At 64.6% G+C, this 21,387-nt stretch carries 19 protein-coding genes; 7 read left to right on the top strand and 12 right to left on the bottom strand.

The annotated features are described in order from the left end of the window. Positions 1–66: 66 nt before the first annotated feature. The 6 genes from ACLQ7E_RS04980 to ACLQ7E_RS04955 form a co-directional block, all read right to left on the bottom strand. A complete protein-coding gene (locus tag ACLQ7E_RS04980) occupies positions 67–1,005 on the bottom strand; it encodes an alpha/beta fold hydrolase (protein ID WP_411731457.1) in 939 nt (312 codons plus the stop codon). Further along, positions 1,002–1,607 carry a VOC family protein gene (locus ACLQ7E_RS04975; protein WP_411731456.1) on the bottom strand — a complete coding sequence of 202 codons (606 nt, stop codon included), beginning with the start codon at positions 1,605–1,607 and terminating at the stop codon, positions 1,002–1,004. The genes ACLQ7E_RS04980 and ACLQ7E_RS04975 overlap by 4 nt, the downstream gene beginning before the upstream one ends. A gap of 30 nt (positions 1,608–1,637) precedes the next feature. Beyond that, entirely contained in the window at positions 1,638–3,056 is a 1,419-nt protein-coding gene (locus ACLQ7E_RS04970) for an MmgE/PrpD family protein (RefSeq protein ID WP_411731455.1), read from the bottom strand. Further along, positions 3,037–3,378 carry a hypothetical protein gene (locus tag ACLQ7E_RS04965; RefSeq protein ID WP_411731454.1) on the bottom strand — a complete coding sequence of 114 codons (342 nt, stop codon included), beginning with the start codon at positions 3,376–3,378 and terminating at the stop codon, positions 3,037–3,039. The genes ACLQ7E_RS04970 and ACLQ7E_RS04965 overlap by 20 nt, the downstream gene beginning before the upstream one ends. Before the next feature lie 385 nt (positions 3,379–3,763). Next, positions 3,764–5,158: an MFS transporter gene (locus ACLQ7E_RS04960; protein WP_411731453.1), complete on the bottom strand. Its 1,395-nt coding sequence runs from the start codon at positions 5,156–5,158 to the stop codon at positions 3,764–3,766. 36 nt (positions 5,159–5,194) lie between these two features. Continuing rightward, positions 5,195–6,271 (bottom strand): MBL fold metallo-hydrolase, encoded by a 1,077-nt coding sequence (locus ACLQ7E_RS04955; RefSeq protein WP_411731452.1) that lies wholly within the window; start codon positions 6,269–6,271, stop codon positions 5,195–5,197. 119 nt (positions 6,272–6,390) lie between these two features. Here ACLQ7E_RS04955 and ACLQ7E_RS04950 point away from each other — a divergent pair, with 119 nt between their 5' ends. The 4 genes from ACLQ7E_RS04950 to ACLQ7E_RS04935 all read left to right on the top strand — a co-directional run bounded on the left by ACLQ7E_RS04950 (position 6,391) and on the right by ACLQ7E_RS04935 (position 11,234). Beyond that, positions 6,391–7,293, top strand: a complete 903-nt coding sequence (locus ACLQ7E_RS04950; protein ID WP_411731451.1) for a LysR family transcriptional regulator — start codon at positions 6,391–6,393, stop codon at positions 7,291–7,293. 348 nt (positions 7,294–7,641) lie between these two features. After that, on the top strand, positions 7,642–8,613 hold the full coding sequence (locus ACLQ7E_RS04945) for a zinc-binding dehydrogenase (RefSeq protein WP_411731450.1): 972 nt from the start codon (positions 7,642–7,644) through the stop codon (positions 8,611–8,613). 29 nt (positions 8,614–8,642) lie between these two features. After that, a complete protein-coding gene (locus ACLQ7E_RS04940) occupies positions 8,643–9,350 on the top strand; it encodes an IclR family transcriptional regulator (RefSeq protein WP_411731449.1) in 708 nt (235 codons plus the stop codon). A gap of 159 nt (positions 9,351–9,509) precedes the next feature. Continuing rightward, positions 9,510–11,234 (top strand): bifunctional 3-(3-hydroxy-phenyl)propionate/3-hydroxycinnamic acid hydroxylase, encoded by a 1,725-nt coding sequence (locus ACLQ7E_RS04935; RefSeq protein ID WP_411731448.1) that lies wholly within the window; start codon positions 9,510–9,512, stop codon positions 11,232–11,234. 115 nt (positions 11,235–11,349) lie between these two features. Here the strand turns inward: ACLQ7E_RS04935 and bioD are convergent, their stop codons facing one another. The 6 genes from bioD to ACLQ7E_RS04905 form a co-directional block, all read right to left on the bottom strand. Beyond that, entirely contained in the window at positions 11,350–12,114 is a 765-nt protein-coding gene (gene bioD / locus ACLQ7E_RS04930; RefSeq protein ID WP_411731447.1) for a dethiobiotin synthase, read from the bottom strand. Further along, a complete protein-coding gene (locus ACLQ7E_RS04925; protein ID WP_411731446.1) occupies positions 12,111–13,280 on the bottom strand; it encodes a cytochrome P450 in 1,170 nt (389 codons plus the stop codon). The genes bioD and ACLQ7E_RS04925 overlap by 4 nt, the downstream gene beginning before the upstream one ends. After that, entirely contained in the window at positions 13,277–14,488 is a 1,212-nt protein-coding gene (locus tag ACLQ7E_RS04920) for an aminotransferase class I/II-fold pyridoxal phosphate-dependent enzyme (RefSeq protein WP_411731445.1), read from the bottom strand. Before ACLQ7E_RS04920 ends, ACLQ7E_RS04925 begins: the two co-directional genes overlap by 4 nt. Then, a complete protein-coding gene (bioA, locus tag ACLQ7E_RS04915) occupies positions 14,478–15,845 on the bottom strand; it encodes an adenosylmethionine--8-amino-7-oxononanoate transaminase (RefSeq protein ID WP_411731444.1) in 1,368 nt (455 codons plus the stop codon). The genes ACLQ7E_RS04920 and bioA overlap by 11 nt, the downstream gene beginning before the upstream one ends. After that, positions 15,842–17,095 (bottom strand): biotin synthase BioB, encoded by a 1,254-nt coding sequence (gene bioB / locus ACLQ7E_RS04910; protein WP_411731443.1) that lies wholly within the window; start codon positions 17,093–17,095, stop codon positions 15,842–15,844. The genes bioA and bioB overlap by 4 nt, the downstream gene beginning before the upstream one ends. A gap of 260 nt (positions 17,096–17,355) precedes the next feature. Beyond that, positions 17,356–17,694, bottom strand: coding sequence for a non-heme iron oxygenase ferredoxin subunit (locus ACLQ7E_RS04905; protein ID WP_411731442.1), 339 nt, complete (start codon positions 17,692–17,694; stop codon positions 17,356–17,358). 531 nt (positions 17,695–18,225) lie between these two features. Here ACLQ7E_RS04905 and ACLQ7E_RS04900 point away from each other — a divergent pair. The 3 genes from ACLQ7E_RS04900 to ACLQ7E_RS04890 are packed head-to-tail and all read left to right on the top strand — an operon-like array spanning position 18,226 to position 21,347. Next, positions 18,226–19,542, top strand: a complete 1,317-nt coding sequence (locus ACLQ7E_RS04900) for a quaternary amine ABC transporter ATP-binding protein (protein WP_411731441.1) — start codon at positions 18,226–18,228, stop codon at positions 19,540–19,542. Beyond that, the gene (locus ACLQ7E_RS04895; protein ID WP_411731440.1) at positions 19,542–20,390 is read left to right on the top strand and encodes an ABC transporter permease; all 849 of its coding nucleotides are present in this window, start codon (positions 19,542–19,544) and stop codon (positions 20,388–20,390) included. The genes ACLQ7E_RS04900 and ACLQ7E_RS04895 overlap by 1 nt, the downstream gene beginning before the upstream one ends. Before the next feature lie 54 nt (positions 20,391–20,444). Beyond that, a complete protein-coding gene (locus ACLQ7E_RS04890) occupies positions 20,445–21,347 on the top strand; it encodes a glycine betaine ABC transporter substrate-binding protein (protein ID WP_411731439.1) in 903 nt (300 codons plus the stop codon). Positions 21,348–21,387: the final 40 nt, after the last annotated feature.

Genomic DNA, 21,387 nt, shown 5'->3' with positions numbered 1-21,387 from the left:
ACTGGTCGTTGTTCTCCCCGAATTGCGGGAGTACAACGACCAGTCACGACTGATCGGAGGGTGGCGCTATCGACTCACGTCAACCGCTCCAATAGCCTGTGATTCGTTGATCTTGCCTTCCTTGTGGCCGGCACACCGACCAAGGAATTCGAGGGCCACGGAGTGGAACTGGGCAGGCTGCTCAAATTGCGGCCAATGGTCACACCCAGTCATTTCCGATAATTCGGAATGAGGCGCCATCTTGGAAATCAAGTAGGCGTTGTCCAGGAACATGTTCTTGGCATCCACCGAGGCAACGACAAGAATCGGCGCCTGCATCCCGGCCCACTGGTCCTGGGCAATGAAATCCGAACCGGAAGTGAATGCCAGCAATCGACCCATCGCTGCCTTCATGCTTTCCTGCTGGTAGATGGCCAGCCGAACGGCAACCAGATCATCAATCAGGTCTTCTTGATTGAGCATGAGTCGGCCCATGGCCGCGGTGACAGTATCCCAGTTTGGCTCCGCGGCAGCTGCACTTCGGCGCCTGCGAACGTCAGCCCCGAATTGCTTTTCTTCCTCGGCATCGACCACGATTCCTGCAGGAGCCATGGCAATCACCGATTCGACACGCGTTTCGTGGTTTACGGCGATCCAGGAAGCGATCCAGGATCCCAGCGAGACGCCGATCAGTGAGGCCTTCTCGACATTCAAGGCATCCATGAATGCAAGAACATGCTTCGCATAGTCAGGGATGTGGTAGTCAAATTCCGGCTTATCCGTGTAACCGCATCCCAGAAGATCAAGACTCAGGACGTGATAATCCTGGGACAGCTCTTCGTAGTTGGCACAGAAGTTTTCAAGGCTTCCGGCCGTTCCATGAAGAAGCACCAGCGTTGGGTTCTGGGGTTTCCCGGCTTCGATGTACCTGGTCCGCACCCCCGCCACGTCGACGTAACCAAGCGTGTGGGCGGTGCGGTTCAGATACGTCCAGACGCTCCGGAAGGCCTTCTTGCCCGCAGTCACGACGCCAGTGCGACTCGGGCAGCCTTGATCTTGGCTGCTTGTTCGGCCATCCATTCGGTGCGTGGACGTGCTTCAGGGTCAAGCGCTACCAGTGCCTCTGTCTGGCGAATGATCTCTTCCGCGCTGTCCTCGAGATTCAGTGGCTCACCCAGGGGCTGCTGTGTGTACCAATCAGAGTGGGTGTAGACCTCGATCATGTTGCCATCCGGGTCATCGATGTAGATGCTCCAGGCGTTGCCGTGGTTCTTGACGACCTGCACGGGGATGCCGGTGATGACAACATGGCGCCAGAAGGCCCGAAGCTCTTCAAGGGTCGGGACGAGGAAGGAGATCTGCGCCGTGGTCGGCGGGGTGTCTGCAGCACGACCCTCGATGAGCGCGAGTTGGTGGTGCTCGGAAGGATCACCGGTCAGGAAGGCTCCACGGCGGCGGGTGGCCGCCTTTCCGGACTTGCCCAAGCCGGAATCACTGACGATCATGCCGAATTCGCGGCAGTAGAACTCGACCATGGCATCGAGGTCCTTACAGAAGATGCCCAAGTGCGCGAGGCGGGGGTTGAACTCGGTCTTGAGCGATGAATCGTTCGTTGCGATCTGCGTCATTTCAATGGTTCCTTTCGAAAGGGACAAAAACTAGTGAGTTGAGCCGTCGGCGACGGCCAATTGCGGGGTGAGGGTCAGGCATGCGGCCAGTTCGGCCACATCCGCCACGTCTTCAAGGTTTTCGATCAAGTCCAAGGCTCGCTGCGCCTGCTCGGTTGAGAGAGTGCCCTTGAACGTGATGTTGCGCCAGAACTTTTCCACAACGTCTTCGTGGGTCACCGGGTCATCGATCCAGCCAACCGGGTTTTCGCGGAAGTATTCGAACTCGCGGCCGTCCTTAAGGAGCACCACGACACGGCAGGCGTGTGTCTTGCCCGCTGGCAGGTTAGGACGCAGCACCACGCGCGACGTAAGGTCCAGTACACGAGGATCCCGGATGCCCGGCTCGCTGAAGTGCTCTAATTCGGGACGTCCGCGGTACAGGACGTTGGCTACCGAATAGGGAATCGAGAAGAGGAACTTCGGTTGCTGATCGTTGAGGGTCGGCACCTGATTCAGGAAGTGGTCGATTCGATTGGGCAATACGTCCACGAACACCGATTCGACGTCTTCACCATCAAACTGATGTTCTTCCTTCAGCGCCAGAGCACAGTCGATGGCATTGTGGTTTCCATAGCAAGAAGGATGCATCTTGTGTTGTCCACGAACGTAGAAGGTCTCACCCAAGTCGGCCACCAGTGCCGCGGGCTGCGGGTCATCGGCGTAGAGGTGGAAGTAACCCAGCCGACTTTCCAGGGCATCAGTCACGCCGCCAAATCCACCTGCGGAAAGCTGGCAGCTCAGGATGCCGTTGAATGCAGCCATGGCACCGGGCAACTTGAATGATGGAACGCCGTCCCAGATGCCTTGGTAGGAGCCTGCCATGAGGTTCAAGAGGATACCGAAGGCGTTGCGAAGCTGATCATGGTTCAAGCCAAGCAATCGCCCCGCAACCACCGTTGCACCGAATGCATTGGACGTCCCACAGACTTCGAAATCGGCGTTGAAGTTAAAGGTATTGCCCACGGAAATACGGGCCGCGACATCTCCGCCGAGGATAACGGCGGCCAGTAGGTCCCGGCCACTTGCATGGGTGAATTCTCCGACGCTAAGTGCGGTTGGTTCAGTGGTGCTGCCGACGTGGCCGACCATCTTGCCCGCGTTGGATCCCTCCGGCTCGGGGCCACACACCTCGAAGTCGAAGGTGCGGCACTGGAGGGAATTGATCATCGCTGCGTAGGGCAGTGCAAGCTTCTCGTTACTGGCAACGACGGACGCTTGGGGCGCCGAACCAAGGTTGCGGACCACCGCCGCGAAGGCATCGTTGCCGGCCCCGTGGGAACCCGACACTGTGCACCCCAAGGCGTCGATGAGCCGCATTTTTGCGGCCGCAATTACTTCTGCGTCAAAACGCTCGAAGGGGGTATCCAGTGAGTGTTCAACGAGACGGTCAATAATACTTTGTGGCATGTTCATCCTTTTCTTGGCGCGTCCATCCGTTCCCGACATCGAGAGCTTCCGCGTATGGCTCCACAGGCATCGTCCATTTGAAGTGGCTAAGAACAATCCCGTCGGGTGAGATCGACATCACTAACCCTAGGCTTGGGGGTGAAACTGAAATAGGTGCTATCCCGGTATTCGGAAACTCCCAAACGCAAACGATTGCCGAACCGAGGCCCTGCGTGACCGGATCAATCTCCCATAAATGAGAAGCATTCGCGTCGAACTTCATGGCGAATTCAGTATTGCCAGTTGGCTTGGTGAAAGTTTGTGGACCTATGGAAATGCGCATACGAAGCCTCGAGCCGAGTGTCATGGCAAGGACTCTCGGATCGATTGGTCGTGCCGCCCCGGCCGGCCTCCCGTGACCCCTCAGCAAAGATGCTGCGCATTTGCGGTCAGATTCCCTGGGAACACCCTTGAACGGACCGCAATGGGATCTTGCCGGTGCCCCGCCCCTCGAAAAACAACGACTTCTGGGAGCGAGGTGGCCGTGCAACATGCACACGGCAAAATCGGTTCCAGGAAACACGAACAGGCTGCTGAAAAGACAACAATGTCCGCGGCAGACGCCTAAAGGCGCCTGCCGCGGACATTGCCCTCCAACGGGTCGAAACCGCCGGCGATTGGACCTTGTCAACGATCCAGAGCAGGAATCGTCCGGGTAATTCTCCTGGCTACGAGGCTCGCGTCGCCTCTGCCCCTACCGCCGATATTGCGGGTTCGGGTCGGTCACCGTCCAGATCCAGCTTATGCGATTCCTTGGTGAGGAAAATGGCGAGCGCGCTGATCACGCAGATCGAGGCGACCATAACGGAAACCCATACCGGGTTGCCGTGGCCAACCGTCAGCAGCGTCGCGGCCAGCAACGGGGCCAGCCCTGCGCCCAGCGTCGAGGCCAGCTGGTAACCCAGCGAGGCGCCGGTGTACCGCGAGGTCGTGCCAAACATTTCGGAGATGAATGCCGCCAGCGGCCCGTACATCGAGGCCTGGATCAGCGGGTTGCCGATCAGGAAGGCGGCAAGCACCCATCCCATGTCCCCGGTGGCCAGCATCTGGAAGAGCGGGTAGGCCATGAGCGCGGCGGCCAGCGCACCGCTGATCATGACGGGGCGGCGGCCCACCCGGTCCGAGAGTGCGGCGAAGAGCGGGATGGTGAAGATGTGAAGGAACGAGCCGATGCCGTGGACCATCAGGACGGAGGTGCGGTCGGCTCCGCCGCCCACCGCCAGGGTGATGGCGAAGGTGGCCAGCAGACCCTGGATGACGAATGCCCCGGCCCCGCCGAACGCGGCCAACAGGACGTTCTTGGGGTAGTGGCGCAGCACCTCGAAGAGCGGCACCGAGGGCTTCTTGGCACCCGTTGCCGACTTGCGCTCCGCTGCCGCGGCGGCCTGTGCAGCGGCAAAGACGGGAGATTCCTGGATGCGCAACCGGATGAACATTCCCAGCCCGACCAGGACGGCGCTGAGCAGGAACGGGATGCGCCAGCCCCAGGCCAGGAAGCTTTCCTCCGGCATGGTGGAGCAGGCGGTCATGATGAGCGTGGCCAGGAGTGCGCCGGAGGGGCCACCCATGTTGGTGACGCTGGCGGAGAAACCGCGGCGGCGCTTGGTGGAGTGTTCCAGGCTCATCAGCGCGGCACCGCCCCATTCGCCGCCCACGGCGATGCCCTGGATCACGCGCAGGAACACCAGGATGATCGGCGCGGCGATGCCGATCTGGTTGTACGTGGGAATCAAGCCAATGAGGGTGGAGGCCACTCCCATGAGCGTCATGGTGATCACCAGCATGGACTTGCGGCCCACACGGTCCCCGAAGTGGCCGAAGATGATGCCGCCCAAGGGGCGGGCGAGGTATCCCGCGGCCAGGGTTCCGAAGGATGCGATGGTGCCCACCATCGGGTCAAGGTTTGCAAAGAACACCTGGCCGAAGACCAGTGAGGCGGCAATGCCGTAGAGCAGGAAATCGTAGAACTCGACGACGCTGCCGAGGTAACTGGAAAACAGGACGCGGCGCATTTGCCGTGGATCATGTGACGCGGATTGGGAGACCGATGAATGCTTGGTCATGATTGCTGCTTCTCTCAGGAGGAGGGGTGAGATCGCCTAACGGCTTATGGGCTGGAGTACGTGTGATTCCGTCACTGGGGGAACGTCGGGTGACGGACGATGGAACGGGATGATATCCAAGTCGCTGGGAACGAACAGCTCCCCGGCAAAGGTTTCCTTCGCCTGGGCCCAGACTTCCGGATCCGCGGTTCCCGGCACCAAGTGGTGCAGGGCCAGGCGCGCGGCTCCGGCACGTGTGGCCAGTTCGCCGGCTTGCCGGGCCGAAGTGTGGGACTTGCGATGGTGTTCCATTCCGGCCTCGGCTGCCTGCGGCGATTCGTGTGCATAGCCCCGGCGCACCCAGTCGAAGTCGATGGCCTCGTGCATGAGCAGATCCGTGCCCCGCGCCAGGCGCATCAGGTTCTCGGTGGGCGCGGTGTCACCGGAAATCGTAACCGAGCCGTCGGCGGTGTCGAAGCGGAATGCGAAGGCCGGAGCCACCGGAGGATGTTCCACCAGGATGGCAGTCACCCTCACGTTTTCGTCTTCATGGATGAGGAACGGTTCCATGGCCGGGGTCGGGTTGGCATTCGGGTGGTAGCCGAGGTCCTTGGGCAGTTCGATGTCCTGCACTGTGAACTTCTCGTGCGGAGAAGGACGCAGGGTGTCGAATATCCGATCATTCAGGTCGGTGGCGTATGCGTTGACCAGGTGCTTGAACATGCCTTCCACCCCGGGGGTCGGATCGCCCCCGCCGACGGCTTCGGGATCTTGGCCGGAAACGTGGGTGGAGACCGGTGGCAACATGCCGCGGTTTCCTGGACCGAAGATCTTGACCGGCTCGGCGCCCTGCGCAGCCAGGGCCAGCGTCCCGAACACGGTCATGGACGCGAGGTCGACGGTGTGGTCGGAGTGCATGTGGGTGATGAAAATGCCCTTGAGGGAACCGAGCTCGATGCCGGCAAGCATGAGTTGGCGGCCCACTCCGTGGCCGCAGTCGACCAGGTAGGCGGATCCGTTGACCACGACGGCGGTGGCGATGCCCTGGCGTTCGCCGGCACCTTCACCGGTCCACCAGCGCGGACCGCCCGCCGTGCCAAGGGCCACCACATATGGACCGGAATGCTTGCTCATGTCTTGTTGTCCTTTGGAGAGAATCATGCGTGAGGCCGCTCACTTGCTTCCCTCAACTGTGCGCCAGGCCATATCCTTTGTAAAACACATGTTGCGCGCAATCTACCTAAGGAAAACTTGTGAATGAGGTGACCCTCAGGCAACTGCGATATTTGGTCGTCGTAGCCCAGACCGGATCGCTGGCGGCAGCGGCGGAGGAGCTATTTGTCTCGCAGACGGCGGTATCGCTGGCGCTGACCCAACTTGAAGCGGCACTCGGCGCCCCGCTGGCAATTCGGCGCAAGTCCAAGGGGTCGGTGCTCACGCCTGCGGGCGAGAGCGTGGCGGCCCGGGCGCGCAGGATCCTGCGACAAACGGCTGAGCTCGGCAGCGTGGTTGGCGAGCTCCAGGGGGACCTGAGCGGGGCGTTGCGCGTGGGGTGCTATCGAGCCTACTCATCACGCATCATTCCCGAAATGATCCAGTATTTCGCAGAGAACCATCCGAACGTCGATGTCGCTTTCGACGAGGGGTCTTCGACCGAACTGCAGGAAAAAATGTTGGACGGCACGCTCGACGCCTGCTTCATACTCCGCGGCCATGTCGTCTCACATAGTGCATTTGAGGCGATCGCCCCGGTCGTGCCCAAGGTCCTGCTCTCCGCGGACCATCCGCTGGCGCTCCAGGAGAAGATTTCCTTTACCGACCTCGCCGGTCTGCCGGCGGTGCTCTCGGACGTGAAACCTGCAGGAACGCTGGTTGAGGCCATGATCCGGTCCATGGGGTTTGAGCCGGATGTGCGATGGAGGTCCTCGAGTACGGAAACCATCCGGTCCTTGGTTGGCCGAGGCCTGGCCTACTCGGTGCTGCTGAGCATCTGGCCCGGGCCTCTAAGCCAGGAGGGCCTCCCCCTGGTGCTCAAGGAAATTGTCGAGCCGGTTCCGGAAAACGCCTTCGGGTTGGCCTACCCGGCGGGGCTTGAACCGACCCGAAAGATCAGTGAGCTATTGGCATTCGGGCGGGAGAAGTTCGGCATCTTTTAGCTAGGCAGGGGAAAACGCTGCCCATGGACGACCCCACGGCCATCGTTTCGCATCCGAGCAGGCTTCTTGATGATCCGGAAAGAGCGAGCTCGCGGCGCCCCTTGTCAGCTGGCCAATGCCCTCCGACATCGTGCCGCCACCCGGCACGGTGCCTGTTGCCCGCGTTGGGCACCGGCAATGATGGACGCATGCCTTCCCAGTCCTGCCCGCCCGCTGCCGATCTTGCCGGCACGGGCGTTGTGGTCACCGGCGCATGCTTGTCTCTTCACTCGGCGCCGTGCGCCTAGTCAGTAGCTAGACACCGCCTTTCGCCACCTTCCGCCACGAATTTCCGGAGATCCCACAGCCATGCTTGCAGCCGTCGCCCACGCCCAGAACCCCAACGACCCGCTTGCCTGCCTCGAACTGCGCGAGGTCCCCACACCGGTTCCGCCGGCAGGTTGGACCCGCGTCAAGGTCAAGGCCTCGTCGCTGAACATGCATGATGTGTGGACCTTGCGCGGGGTCGGGCATGATCCCAAGAACATCCCCATCATCCTGGGTTGCGACGTTGCTGGGGTCACCGACGACGGCCGGGAGGTCATCATCTACCCGGTGATCGCCGACCCGGATGCCGGCAACGGGGACGAGACCCTGGACCCCAACCGCGCCCTGCTCTCCGAGGCCCACGACGGCGGCTTCGCCGAATACATCGTGGTGCCCGACCGCTGCGTGATTCCCAAGCCCGAGCAACTCTCCTTCGCGGAGGCTGCCTGCCTGCCCGTGGCCTGGTCGACCGCCTACCGCATGCTATTCACCCAGGGTCAGCTCAAGGCCGGGGACCGGGTGCTGGTCCAGGGCGCCGGCGGCGGGGTGGCTTCCGCGGCGATAGCGTTGGCCGCCGCCGCCGGCGCCACGGTCTACGCGACCAGCCGCACCGAGGAAAAGCGCGCATTGGCCCTGGAGCTCGGCGCGCACCAGGCGTTCGAATCCGGTGCCAGGCTGCCCGAGCGCGTGGACCTGGTCATCGAGACCGTCGGCGAGGCCACCTGGGGACACTCCATGCGCTGCCTGCGTCCTGGCGGAACCATCGTGATCGCCGGAACGACCTCCGGCACCAGCCCGGAGGCCGACCTGGGCCGCATCTTCTACCAGCAGCTGCGCGTGCTCGGTTCCACCGGATCCACCCGCCACGAAATGGTCGCGATGCTGCGCATGCTGGCCACCACGGGCCTGCGTCCGCGCATCGACAGAGTGTTGCCCCTGGAGCGCATCCACGAGGGGTTCGCGGCGATGATGGCCGGGGAAACCAACGGCAAGATCGTCATCACCGTCGCCTGAGTCCCGGGCACTGTGCCATGATCAAGAACGTGAACGAGCCAACAACCGCGCCCTCTGCCTCCACGTCCCGAACTGCCGGATCCCAGACCCTGGCCCGCGGGCTCGAGGTGTTGCGCCTGGTGGCGGGCACCCCGGCGGGGCTGGGCATCAACGAGGTCGCCGAGCACGCCGGCATCCACCGCACCGGCGCCTACCGGCTGCTCAACACGCTCTGCGACGCCCAGCTGCTCCACCGCGGTGCGGATGGCCGCTACCGCGGCGCCGCGGGGCTGCTCTCCCTTTCCGCCTCGGCCTACCACTCGCTGCTGGCGGCCGCCGAGCCGGTGCTCCGCCGCTACGCCGATGAGCTGGGCGCCACCCTGGCCCTGATCGTGCGCGAGGGCGACGAGGCCATCGCCCTGCGGGTCACCGCACCGACCTCCGGCACCTATCACGTGTCATTCGCCGAAGCTTCGCGGCACCCGCTGGACCTCGGCGCTGCGGGGCACGCGATACTGGCCAGCGAAGCGGCGCGCGCCGGGGAGGATCCCCGCGTCACCGCCGCCCGCACCAAGGGATATGCGCAGACGTTCGGCGAGGTCGAGCCCGGCATGCACGGCCTGGCCGTGCCGCTTGACCGCGGCATCTGCGGCGTCCCCGCCTGCCTGAACCTGATCACCGTGCGCCGGGACCAGGCCACCTCCGCCGTCGCGGCATTGCAGCAGGCCGCCCGCGCGCTCGAGGCCTCGCTGGCATAGTCCCTCCCCCGTGCGGGGTGCCGGACGCGCCAAGGTCGTGCCAACAGATGGCACACTGACTTTGACGTGCATCACAACGACTGGTGAACTAGTTCTCACTAGTTGTGCAGATACCGAATAGGTTGTGCACTATTTACACACGGAAAGTTTGATGTGGCCATGAACAGCATCCCCGCCAGCGAAGTCCTGATCATCGGAGCCGGTCCCGCCGGCCTCATGCTCGCCAACATCCTGGGGATGTACGGCCGCAGCGTCACGGTGCTCGAAGCCCGCGACGAGCTCATCGACTACCCGCGCGGCGTGGGCCTTGACGACGAGTCGCTGCGCACCATCCAGACCGTGGGCCTGGTTGACACCGTGTTGCCGCACACCGCCCCGCAGCACATCATGCGCCTGGTCAACGGCTCCGGCAAGACCATCATGATCAACAACCCGCAGACCCAGGAATTCGGCTGGGACCGCAAGCATGCCTTCATCCAGCCCGAGGTCGACAAGGCCCTGTATGAGGGCCTGGCCCGGTACTCAAACATCAACGTGCACTTCGGCCACCAGGTGGAGGACGTCATCGAGGACGAATCCGGCGTCACCGCCATCGCCCGCGTCACCAACGCCGACGGCACCGAAACCGAGACCCGTTTTTCGGCGCAGTACCTGGTGGGCTGCGAGGGCGGCAAGTCCCCGACCCGCAAGCGCATGGGCGTGAGCTTCGAGGGAGATTCGCCATCCACCCGCTGGCTCGTTGTTGATGTCGACAACGACCCGCTGGGCACCCCGAACGTCTTTTTGGGCGCCGACCCCAAGCGCCCTTACGTCTCCATCGGCCTGCCCCACGCGGTCCGCCGCTGGGAATTCATGCTCCACGACGACGAGGACGAATCGGTGGTCACCTCGAAGGAGTGGGTCGCCGAGATGCTCAAGGACCACGTCCCTGACCCCCACAACCTTTCCTACATCCGCCGCCGCGTCTTCACCCACCACGGTCGCGTGGCGGGATCCTTCCGCAAGGGCCGCCAGCTGATCGCCGGGGACGCCGCGCACCTGATGCCGGTGTGGATGGGCCAGGGCTGGAACTCCGGAATGCGCGATGCCACCAACCTGGGCTGGAAGCTCACCAGCGTGCTGACCGGCACCGCCGGCGATGACATCCTCGACACCTACACCTCCGAGCGCAAGGACCATGCCAAGGCCATGGTCGATTTGTCCATGACGCTGGGCTCGGTCATCAAGCTCACCAACCCGCTGGCGGTGGCAGCGCGCGATGCTGCCTCCTCGGTGCTCAACCTCTTCCCCTCGGCCAAGAGCTACTTCTCCGACATGCGCTTCAAGCCCATGCCGCGCTACACCGTGGGCGTGCTGGCGGACCCCACCACCCAGGCAACCGGCAACGCCGCAGCGAAACTCACCAGCAAGTTGATCCCGGTACTCACCGCCAACAACAAGGTCTCCCCGGTCGGCGTGCAGTTCCCGCAGCCTCGGGTGAACTCGAGGCTCGGCGAAAACCAGCTGCTTGATGACGTCATCGGCAACTGGTGGACCGTCCTGGTCTGGGGAAACAGCCCCAAGGACGTGCTCCCGGTGCACTCTCTCAAGGCCCTTGAGGCGCTCGGTGCCAAGTTGGTAGCCATCGTTCCCGAAACCCAGCGCGCATGGGCCACCGAACACATGGACAAGGACGTTTTGGTGCTCGGCGATCACACCGGCACGGTGAAGAAGTGGTTCAACGAGCGCCCGACGCCGATGATCTTCCTGCGCCCGGACCGCTTCGTCGCCGGGGCCTGCCTGCACCAGCACGGTCCTGCCACGCTACAGGCCATTCTTGATTCCATGGGCAGTGCAGCCGAGCATTCCCCGGCCAAGCCGCAGGACGCGGCCCTGGCACTGTAGATTCGGCGCGCAAACGAACAACAACGACAGGCACGGTCCCTGCACCCGTTCAACCGGATGCGGGGACCGTGCCTGCTTGTATCTCGCCTTGACTGCCCTGCCCTGCGTGCGGAACCTAACCCGCTGCGCCTGGGCTGGATGCAGCATGGGCAACAGCCGGCTGGTCATCGAACACCGGGGCCAGCTTCCGGCCGGCCGCGTGCAGGATCCGCTGCGTCGTTTCCTTCTCCGCCGCCGCGACGGCTGCCGCCGGAGGACCGGGCACCCAGGTCCACCGGTTCCGCTCCGCCAGCTCGCGCAGGTTCGTCCGGTTCCGTTCATGGAGGGCGGTGGGCTCGGCCGGGAAGCTTCCGAGCACCAATACGCCGTCGGCAAAGCCGCGTGAGACCGCGGCTTCCAGGGTCAGCGCCGTGTGGTTCAACGTGCCCAGATCCGGACGCGTGACCACCACCAAACGCGCTCCAAGCGCGCGGGCCATGTCGGCGATGGTTTCCCCTGTAAGCGTCAGGGACACCAACAGTCCGCCGGCACCCTCGACGATGACGACCCCGTGCTCCAGCGCCAGTCCTTGGACGCGTCGCACGTGGTCCGCCAGGGTGGGCAGTGCCTCGGCTGCGGCAATCCCGCCGGCGTGCAGGGCAGCGTCCACCGGCGCCATGGGATCGGCCAGCCGGGCGCCTTCTTCCAAGGTCAGTGCCGGCGAATTCCCGAGCCAGTCGCCGATCGAGTGCACATCCCCGCCCTGCCCGGGTTCCACACCGGTTTGGGTCGGCTTGTAAATGGCCACTCGTGCACCCGTCCCCAGGGCGCAGGCGGCCAAGGCTGCCGTGACAACCGTCTTGCCGACGTCGGTGTCGGTCCCGGTGACCACGAGGATCATGCCGCTGCCCCCGCCATGGCCGGGGAAGTCCATACGGTCCGAGGTGCCTGGAAGGAGAGCAGGTGCATCCAGTCAGGTTCCTCGCCGGCCGGCTCGAGGCCCGGCAAGGCGCGGGCCGCGGCACTCAGCACCACCTCGGTTTCCATCCGCGCCAGCCCCGCGCCCAGACAGCGGTGAATCCCGAAGCCGAAGGCCAGCGAGTCGTCGTCCTCCTCCCCCAGGACCCCGCCGGAGAGCATGAGCACCAATTGCTCCCCTTTGGCAAAGTGTTCCCCGTCCAGTTCGGTGTCCGCGGCGACCTCTCGGCGCCAGGTCGGTACCGAGGAGGCCTGCGCCAGCACCTGGCTCACCAGATCCGCCGTGGATTCTGCTTCGGTGCACTGGGCCCAGCGGCCTTCGTGCAGGGCGGTGCGCAGCGTGGTCTGGATGAGCATCGCGGTGGTTTCCTGTCCGGCAATGGTCAGGAAGTATCCCAGCGAGCGGATCCTCGCCGGGTCGACCCCGGAGTGGTGCAACGCGGCATAGAGGTTCCCGTCGTCGCGGGCCACGGACTCGGCCACGGAGGCATCGAGCCAGGCATGGAATTGCGCGGCGCTTGCAGCAAGTTCCACCTGGCGTTGTGCGTCGGGCCAGCCCCAGAAGAGTTCCAGCGAATCCTGGCTCCAGCGCTTCAGCTCTTCGGCGGGCGGGATCGGGACCCCGGTGAGCCGCTGCATGACCTCCGGCGGGATCACTGCTGCCAGATGGTGTGCCAGATCGATGTGCTCGCCGCTGCGGTATTGCTCCGCAAGCTCCGCGCAGATCCCGTCCACCCGCTGACTGATGGGCTCGGCCTGCGCTGCCACCTTCGCGGGGCTGAAGAACCTGGCCACCACCCTGCGGACAGCGAGGTGCTCGGATCCACTGGCGCTTGCAAGCACCGGCGGAAGGGAGAACTTCGCCGAGGCCAGGATGCGCAGGGCGGCAGGTTCCAGGTCGATGGCGGTGTCCAGGGCATTGGCCGGGGTGAAGTCCTCGGGGCGCAGCAGGATCCGGCGCACCAAGTTGGGGTCCTCGATGCTGCGGTAGCGGCGGTTGACCTCTTCCGGGTAGGCATCGGGCAGCGGTCCGGCCAGCGGCGCCAGCTCGGCGAGCCTTGCGCGCGTAGCGGCAAAAGGACAACTCATGATTCTTCCTCCAGTATGGTCCGGGCAATGGTGTGCAGGGCGGCGAGCAAGTCAGTGGGGTCGTGGTCGGCGTGCGCGGTGATCCGCAACCGCGACACCCCGTCGGGAACGCTCGGTGGCCTGAAACATGCAACGGCAATGCCGCGGGCGCGCAGGGATGCGGCTGCCCGAACTGCCGAGGGTGCGTCCGGCATCATGACCGAATGCACAGCTCCCGCACCTTGCTCGATGCGTGGTCGCAGCCGCGGATCGGCGGCCAGGGTTTCGTGTATCAGGGAGGCGTTGGCCGCCAGCCGGCCCAGGCATGCGGCGTCGGCCAGTCCCAGCGCGGCAAGGGAGGCTCCCGCGGCGGCCGGGGCCAGCGCGGTGTCAAAGAGAAAGGTGCGAGAGGTATTGACCAGGTGCTCGCGCAGCGCGCCGGCCTGCCCGCCGCCCAGCAGCACCGCGCCGCCCTGGGCACCCAGGGCCTTGGAAAGCGTGGCGGTGGCCAGCACGTGGGAGCAGTCGGCCAGCCCTGCAGCGCGCACCGCCGAGCCTTGTGCCGTGGCGGCCAGCGAGTGGGCCTCGTCGATGACCAGCAATGCCTGGTGGCGGGCGCAAAGTTCGGCTGCGGCCGCCAGCGGGGCGGCATCGCCAAGCACCGAATAGACCGATTCGAGGACCACTGCCACGCGCGGGGCGCCGGTGGCGGAGTCGCGGTTCGCCTCCAGCAGCCGCTCAAGATCCGCGAGGTCGTTGTGCGCGGCCGTGGCCACCTTGGCGCCGGATAGGCGGGCGCCGTCGATCAGACTGGCGTGTGCGTGGGCGTCAAGGATGAAGAGGCTGCCCGGTCCGCCGAGGCCCTGCAGCAGACCCAGGTTCGCGGTGTACCCGCTGGAATAGACCAGGGCCGAGGCCCTGCCGGTGTAGCGGCACAGGGCGACCTCGAGCTCGCGGTGCACCGACAGGGTGCCGGTGGCAACGCGGCTGGCAGCGGCCCCTGCCCCGTAGCGGTGAACGGCGTCCGCGGCTGCGGCCCGCACCTCCGGGTGGCCACTGAGCCCGAGGTAGTCGTTGGAGGCCAGGTCCATGAGCAGCTCGCGGTTGCTTTCCACGCGGTGCAGCCCGCGGGCGGAACGCACCCGCGCCCTGTCCCCCAGCCACCGTTCCCATGCGGGCGCCGGAGCCGTGGTTGGCGTATGGGCGGCGAACTTCCGGCTAGTCTCCATGGACTTCTCCCACCGCCTCGACCAGGGCGCAGCCCAGGATCCCCAGGTCCCGGGCGGTGGCGACGTAGGGCGGCATGACGTAGACCAGGTCGCGGAAGGGCCGGACCCAGGCCCCGCGGCGCACCGCGGCTTCGGTCAGCTCGGCCACACGCACCGGTTCGGAGAGCTGGATGACGCCGACGCCTCCCAGCACGCGGACCTCCTTCACGCAGGACAAGGCACGCGCGGGAGCCAGGGCCTTGCGCAGCCCGGCTTCCAGCGCCGAGACCTGGGATCGCCAGGGGGCGGAGGATGAGCGCGGATCGCCGTCGCCGGTGAGCAGCCGAAGCGAGGCGTTGGCCACGGCGCAGGCCAGCGGGTTGCCCATGAACGTGGGTCCGTGCAGCAGGGCTTGGCCGGCATCACCCAGCGCCCGCGCCACCGCCGGAGTGCACAACATCGCCGCCAGGGACAGGTAGCCGCCGGTCAACGCCTTGCCCACGCACATCACGTCGGGATCCACCTGTGCCCACTCGCTGGCAAAGAGCTCGCCGGTGCGTCCGAACCCGGTCGCGATCTCGTCAACGATCAGCAGCAGGTCGTGTTCGTCGGCGATCTCGCGCAGGATGCGCAGCGCCCTTGGCGCGTAGACGTACATGCCCCCGGCGCCCTGCAGGATCGGTTCGCAGATGATGCCGGCAATCTCCTCGGCGTGTGCGGCGGCGATGCTTCTGGCCGCTTCCTCCCATGCGGCCAGCTCGGTCGCGTCTGACTCCCAGTGCCCGGCGGAGTCGAGTCGGGCGGCCGGAGGGCGTGGCAGGAAGACCTGTTCGCGGCCCATCGGTGCGAAGGCCGCGTGCATGCCGTCCACCGGATCGCACACGCCCATCGCCGCAAAGGTGTCCCCGTGGTAGCCGCCGCGCAGGGCCAGGAAGCGCTGGCGCGTGCCGTGCCCGCGGGCATGCTGGTATTGCAGGGCGAGCTTGAGCGCCACCTCCACGGAGATGGATCCGGAGTCGGCCAGGAACACGTGGCCCAGCTGCCCGGGGGCCATGGCCACGAGCCGTTCGGCCAGTTCCACCGCCGGGGAGTGGGTGAGCCCGCCGAACATGACGTGGCTGAAGCTGTCGATTTGGGCGTGCGCCGCGGCATCCAACGCCGGGTGGCGGTACCCGTGCACCATCGACCACCAGGACGCCATCCCGTCGATGACCTCGTGGGTGCCCGATTCGCCGCCGAGTGAAAGCCTGACGCCGTGGGCCGCTTCCACCGCATAGTGCGCTCCGGCGTCCAGGGAGGCGTAGGGGTGCCAGAGCAATCCCGCGTCCCGGGCGAGCAGGTCCTGCCCACGCGTCACGAGGCCGGCTGCGGCACTCATGCGTTGGGGGTCTCGTCGGTCCCGGCACCGCGGCGGCGCAACACCGGCTCGCCGCCGTGGGCCGGGCCGCAGCCCAGCGAGGCTCCGGCCCCGCAGCCGGATCCGCAGGAGCTGCCGCAGCCCTGGGCCTCGCTCGGTGCGGGGGCCTCGCCGGCCCGGTGGCGCAGGCGTGCAGCCAGCTCGGCCGGATCGATGTCCTCCTGTCCGAGCACCACGTATCCGGCATCGGAGATCATTTCCAGGTCCCGCCGCGCGTCCTGGCCCTCACTGGTGAGGTAGTCGCCCAGGAACAGCGAGTTTGCCACGGCCAGGGCCGTGGATTGCAGGGAACGCAGGTGCATTTCGCGGCCGCCGGCCATGCGCAGCTCGGCCGCGGGCGCGGCCAGTCGGACCAGGGCCAGGATGCGCAGGCACGCCATCGGGGTCAGGTGCCAGGTCCCGGCCAGCGGGGTCCCGTCGAAGGGCATCAGGAAGTTCACCGGGATCGAGTCAGCATCCAGCTCGCGCAGGGCGAAGACGGCCTCGACGAGCTGTTCCCGGGTCTCGCCCATGCCCACGATGAGCCCGGAACACGGGGAAAGCCCGGCGTCCTTGGCCTGGCCGACGGTGTCGACGCGCTCGGCGAAGGTGTGGGTGGAACAGATCTCCGGGTACAGGGATTCTGCGGTGTTCAGGTTGTGGTTGTAGGCGTCTGCCCCGGCCGCGGCGAGTCGTTCGGCCTGGCCTGCCTTGAGGATCCCCAGGCAGGCGCAGACCTCGATGTCCGGGTGCTCGTCCTTGAGCTGTCCGATCATGGTTGCCACGCGGTCCACGTCGCGATCGCTCGGGCCCTTCCCTGAAGCAACCATGCACACGCGCGATGCGCCGCCGGCAATGCCGAGCCCGGCCTGGTGCACCGCTTCGTTGGGCTTGAGCCACGTGTACTTCAGGATCTCCGCCTTGGACCCGAGTCGCTGGGAGCAGTAGGTGCAGTCCTCGGGACAGAGCCCTGACTTGAGGTTCACGAGGTAGTTGACCTTGACGGTGTTGCCGAAGTGCTTGCGTCGCAGCGTCCCCGCCGCGGACACCAGGGCCAAGGTGCCTTCATCGGGGGTGTTCAGGATGTCAAGCGCCTCTAGGGCGGTGAGCCGGTGCCCGGCGGAGACTCGCGCTGCGAGTTCGGCGACGTCGAGAACCCCCGCAGAATCCTTGGTGTGGTCGGCTTCCTGGGGGCGGTCGACGATGTTCGTGCTTGCGTGGATCGTGGTCATGGAGATCGATGGCCTTCCGGTGGGGCGCGGTGCCCGGCACCCCGCAAGGAGGAACTGAACACCGTTCAATGGATTCAAGGTTCACCGTACACCCGGGATTGAACACTGTTCAATAATTTCCCGCTCATGTCCTCGTACGGCCGCCCTCCACCGACACGTACCAAGGCGGCACAAATCCACCTAAACAAAAAAGGTCGCCGGCCCGCACCCCCCAGGGGCATGGACCGGCGACCTTTTCGCGCCTTGGCGCAGCGGCGTCCCTAGACGGCCGGGGTTTCGGGGTAGAGCAGCAGCTCCCCGTCCCTGACCTCGATCTTGTGGGTGCGCGCACCCACGGTGGCCGGAAGGCAGAGCGCCTCGCCGGACTTGAGGCAGAACTTGGCCGCGTGGACCGGGCACTCGACCTCGGTGCCCTCGATCCAGCCGTCAGCCAGCGAAGCCGTCTCGTGCGTGCATTCGTCGTTGATGGCGTAGAAGTTGCCATCCTCGGCGTGGAACACCGCAATGTCGTCCTTGGTTCCATTGTCCTCGGACGGAATGACGATGGCTTCGCCTTCGTCGATGCTGTCGACGGAACCGATATTAATGGCCTCGCTCATGAGGGTGCCTCCTTGAATCTCCCGCCGCCGCTGCGCGAACCGCGAGGGAGGTGGTAATAAGAAAATCGTGTGGTTCCATCATCTCTTGCTTTTACCTCGCGCCCAACCAACGGACTTTATCGGGTCCGCTTGGGCCCACGATCCGACCCCTTGTCCAATGTGATTGATTCAACAAATATCGTCGAATAGCGACCAAAAATTATTTACAAAACACCGGATTCGACGCTCGATGTTGACCAGTCGATCGGAGGCAAATCGATCGTAAATTGATTTTCATCAAATCGTCGATTTGACGATGTCGAAACGCCGATCCTGATGCGGAATTACGCGGGTTCGAACACTAAAACTACGTCCAAGTTTGGCTGGAAATCGCCGAAGAATTGTTATCTTTCCGCGCCGGGCTGTTACCGTGGATGGCCTAAGTCTCATCCGTTTGCGCGAGGCTCACCAGCCGAATGCAACGGCCAAGTGAACAAGAATGCACAAATCGTGGTGCCGGATATCCCGCGCAACACGTGGATGGAATGACGCATGAATTCAACAACAGGACCGCCTTCACCGGCCCTACGTGTCACCAATGCCTTCAAGGTATTTGGGCGCAAACCGCACGAAGCGGTGAAGGCCCTCAAGGACGGGCAATCACGCAAGGACGTCGCCCCCATGGGCACCGCAGCCGTCATTGATGCCTCGTTTGAGGTCAAGCCAGGCGAGATCTTCGTGGTCATGGGATTGTCCGGTTCCGGCAAGTCGACATTGATCCGCATGCTCAACGGACTGCTGCCCATGACCAGCGGCTCGGTCCACGTCGGGGACACCGACATCAGCAAGATCTCCGGCAAGCGCCTGCGCCAGGTACGGCAAAAGAGCGTATCCATGGTCTTCCAGCACTTTGCCCTGTTGCCGCACCGCACCGTGTTGGAAAACGCCGCCTACGCACTGGAGATCCAGGGCGTAGGCAAGATGAAGCGCACCGAGCAGGCCACAAAAATGCTTGAAACCGTCGGGCTGACCGGCTGGGGAGACAAATACCCCGGACAGCTCTCCGGCGGCATGCAGCAACGTGTCGGGTTGGCCAGGGCATTGTGCTCGGAAACCGACATCCTGCTCATGGACGAGGCATTTTCCGCACTTGACCCGTTGATCCGCCGCGACATGCAGGAGCAGCTCGCCTCCCTGCAAGCCGACCTTGGCAAGACGATCATCTTCATCACCCACGACTTGAACGAAGCCATGTTCCTCGGGGACCGCATTGCGGTGATGCGCGACGGGGAAATCGTTCAGATCGGCACCCCCGATGAAATCCTCACGAACCCGGCCAACGAGTACGTGGCGTCGTTCGTCCGCGACGTGGACCGCACTCGCGTGCTGACCGCCGGCAGCGTCATGGAGAACCCGCGCGCCGTGGTCAGCATCAGCGGAGGCGCACGCGCCGCCCTGCTGACGATGCGTGAGCAGCAGAGCTCCGGCGCCTTTGTCATCGACCGCCACCGCAACTTCCGCGGCATCGTCACCGACCGCGAGGTCATGGCCCTGATCGACCGCGGAGGCTCGGACCTGACGGAGATCCTGGCACGAGCCGACGATGCGGTTGCCGCCGAAACCGCGCTCAACGACCTGTTCGGCCGGTCCGTGGAAAGCAACACTCCCCTGCCTGTCGTCGACGAGAAGGGCCGGCTGGTTGGCGCGGTTGCACGCGCAACGCTGCTGGCGGCCCTGGGCAACGTCCCCTCAACGACCGATGCAATCCAGATCGTGGTCCCGGGACAGAGCGCGGGAAACGACGACGGCAGCCAACAACCGGAAATTTTCGCCCAGGACCCATCGGGTGAAAAGGGAGGCACTCTCTAATGGCCAACGACTTATTCAGGATTCCCGTCGGCAAATGGGCGGAGAGCGCCCTTGACTGGGTCATCGACAACCTCGGTGTCTTCTTCGACGGCGTCAAGGCCTTCTTCGGGCAGTTCTACGAAGGACTCGACTGGGTCCTCACCACCCCTCCGTTCTGGGCCATCATCATCGTGCTCGCCGGCCTGGCTTTCTGGCTCAAGGGCTGGAAACTGGCCCTGGGCAGCATCGTCGGGTTCCTGCTGATCTACGGCATGAACCAATGGGAAAACGCCATGCACTCTCTGGCCTTGGTGCTGGTGGCATCCGTGGTCGCGGTTATCATCTCGGTCCCGCTGGGCATCGCCGCTGCCAAGTCCAGCGCGGTCTCCAGTGTCGTGAAGCCCGTGATGGACTTCCTGCAGACCATGCCTGCCTTCGTGTACCTGATTCCCGTGCTGCTGTTGCTGGGCATCGGGCCGGTCCCCGGCATCGTGGCCACGATCATCTTTGCCCTGGCGCCTGGCGCCCGCTTCACCGAACTGGGCATCCGGTCCGTGGACAGCGAAGTCGTCGAGGCCGGGCAGGCCTTCGGCGCCTCGCCCCTGCGCATCCTGCGCCAAATCCAGATCCCCCTGGCCATGCCCACCATCATGGCCGGCATCAACCAGATCATCATGCTCTCGCTCTCCATGGTTGTCATCGCCGGCATGGTCGGCGCCGGCGGGCTCGGCGGGGCCGTCTACGAGGCACTTACCGGTCTGAACACCCCGCTGGGCGTGGAATCCGGTCTCGCCGTCGTCATCCTCGCGATCTTCCTTGATCGCGTCACCGCCTCGCTCAGCAGGTCCAAGAAGCACGCTGCAGCGTAACAACTCCCCCATTAGCGGCCCCGCACCCTGGGGCCGTCGAGAAAGGCACGAATCATGAGGAAAAAACTCGCATCACTGATGGCCGTGGCTGCGGCCTCGACGTTGGCGTTGACCGCTTGCGGTTCCGACAGCGGGGCCGCTGCCGGCCCGGAGAACGGCGACAAGAAGGAGCTCACCGTCGGCGTCTTCGCCGGTTGGGACGAAGGCCTTGCCGTGTCGCACTTGTGGGAGCGCATCCTGGCCAAGAAGGGCTACGACGTGACGCTCACAAGCGCCGATGTCGCACCGGTCTTCTCCGGCATTTCCACCGGCGACTTCGACATGGCCATGGACGTATGGCTGCCGGAAACCCACGCCACCCAGGCCGAAAAGTACGGTGACAAGATCGTCGAACTGGGGACCTGGACCGAGAACGCCAAGCTGACCGTTGCCGTAAACAAGGACGCAGACATCGAGTCCCTGGACGAGCTTGCGGGCAAGGCTGACATGTTCGGCAACCGCATTGTGGGCATCGACCCGGGCGCCGGGCTGACCAAGGCAATGAACGACCGCGTCATCCCGCAGTACGGCCTGGAGAAGATGGATTTCGTGACTTCTTCCACCCCGGCCATGTTGACCGAGTTGAAGAAGGCCACGGGTGCCGGCGACGACATCCTGGTGACCCTGTGGCGTCCGCACTGGGCCTACGACGCCTTCGATATCAAGGACCTCAAGGATCCCAAGGGCACGCTGGGCGACGCCGAGCACATCAGCACCTATGGCAGCCTCACCTTCAAGGAAGACTTCCCCACCCTCGCCGGCTGGATGAAGGACTTCAAGATCGATGACGAGCACCTCTTCTCCCTGGAAAACGCCATGTTCAACGGCGCCGACACCCAGGAATACGCCCCGATCGTGGACCAGTGGATCTCCGAAAACCAGGAATGGGTCGATTCGCTGACGGCCGCGAAGAAGTAGCACCCCCATCTAGCGGCCCGGATTTTCCGGGGTCACCGGC

Source organism: Paeniglutamicibacter sp. (genome assembly GCF_046714615.1).
Taxonomy (GTDB): Bacteria; Actinomycetota; Actinomycetes; order Actinomycetales; family Micrococcaceae; genus Paeniglutamicibacter.
Note: the sequence above shows the minus strand (reverse complement) of the source record. Positions and strands in the feature narration are given on the sequence as shown.

Excerpts from the sequence above, each read along its gene's own strand:
- ACLQ7E_RS04900 (WP_411731441.1), top strand. The coding sequence starts at position 18,226 with ATGAATTCAACAACAGGACCGCCTTCACCGGCCCTACGTGTCACCAAT.
- bioB (WP_411731443.1), bottom strand. The coding sequence starts at position 17,095 with ATGACCACGATCCACGCAAGCACGAACATCGTCGACCGCCCCCAGGAA.
- ACLQ7E_RS04945 (WP_411731450.1), top strand. The coding sequence starts at position 7,642 with ATGCTTGCAGCCGTCGCCCACGCCCAGAACCCCAACGACCCGCTTGCC.
- ACLQ7E_RS04970 (WP_411731455.1), bottom strand. The coding sequence starts at position 3,056 with ATGCCACAAAGTATTATTGACCGTCTCGTTGAACACTCACTGGATACC.
- ACLQ7E_RS04890 (WP_411731439.1), top strand. The coding sequence starts at position 20,445 with ATGAGGAAAAAACTCGCATCACTGATGGCCGTGGCTGCGGCCTCGACG.
- ACLQ7E_RS04920 (WP_411731445.1), bottom strand. The coding sequence starts at position 14,488 with ATGGAGACTAGCCGGAAGTTCGCCGCCCATACGCCAACCACGGCTCCG.
- ACLQ7E_RS04975 (WP_411731456.1), bottom strand. The coding sequence starts at position 1,607 with ATGACGCAGATCGCAACGAACGATTCATCGCTCAAGACCGAGTTCAAC.
- bioA (WP_411731444.1), bottom strand. The coding sequence starts at position 15,845 with ATGAGTGCCGCAGCCGGCCTCGTGACGCGTGGGCAGGACCTGCTCGCC.
- ACLQ7E_RS04895 (WP_411731440.1), top strand. The coding sequence starts at position 19,542 with ATGGCCAACGACTTATTCAGGATTCCCGTCGGCAAATGGGCGGAGAGC.
- ACLQ7E_RS04925 (WP_411731446.1), bottom strand. The coding sequence starts at position 13,280 with ATGAGTTGTCCTTTTGCCGCTACGCGCGCAAGGCTCGCCGAGCTGGCG.
- ACLQ7E_RS04965 (WP_411731454.1), bottom strand. The coding sequence starts at position 3,378 with ATGCGCATTTCCATAGGTCCACAAACTTTCACCAAGCCAACTGGCAAT.
- bioD (WP_411731447.1), bottom strand. The coding sequence starts at position 12,114 with ATGATCCTCGTGGTCACCGGGACCGACACCGACGTCGGCAAGACGGTT.
- ACLQ7E_RS04960 (WP_411731453.1), bottom strand. The coding sequence starts at position 5,158 with ATGACCAAGCATTCATCGGTCTCCCAATCCGCGTCACATGATCCACGG.
- ACLQ7E_RS04955 (WP_411731452.1), bottom strand. The coding sequence starts at position 6,271 with ATGAGCAAGCATTCCGGTCCATATGTGGTGGCCCTTGGCACGGCGGGC.
- ACLQ7E_RS04935 (WP_411731448.1), top strand. The coding sequence starts at position 9,510 with ATGAACAGCATCCCCGCCAGCGAAGTCCTGATCATCGGAGCCGGTCCC.
- ACLQ7E_RS04905 (WP_411731442.1), bottom strand. The coding sequence starts at position 17,694 with ATGAGCGAGGCCATTAATATCGGTTCCGTCGACAGCATCGACGAAGGC.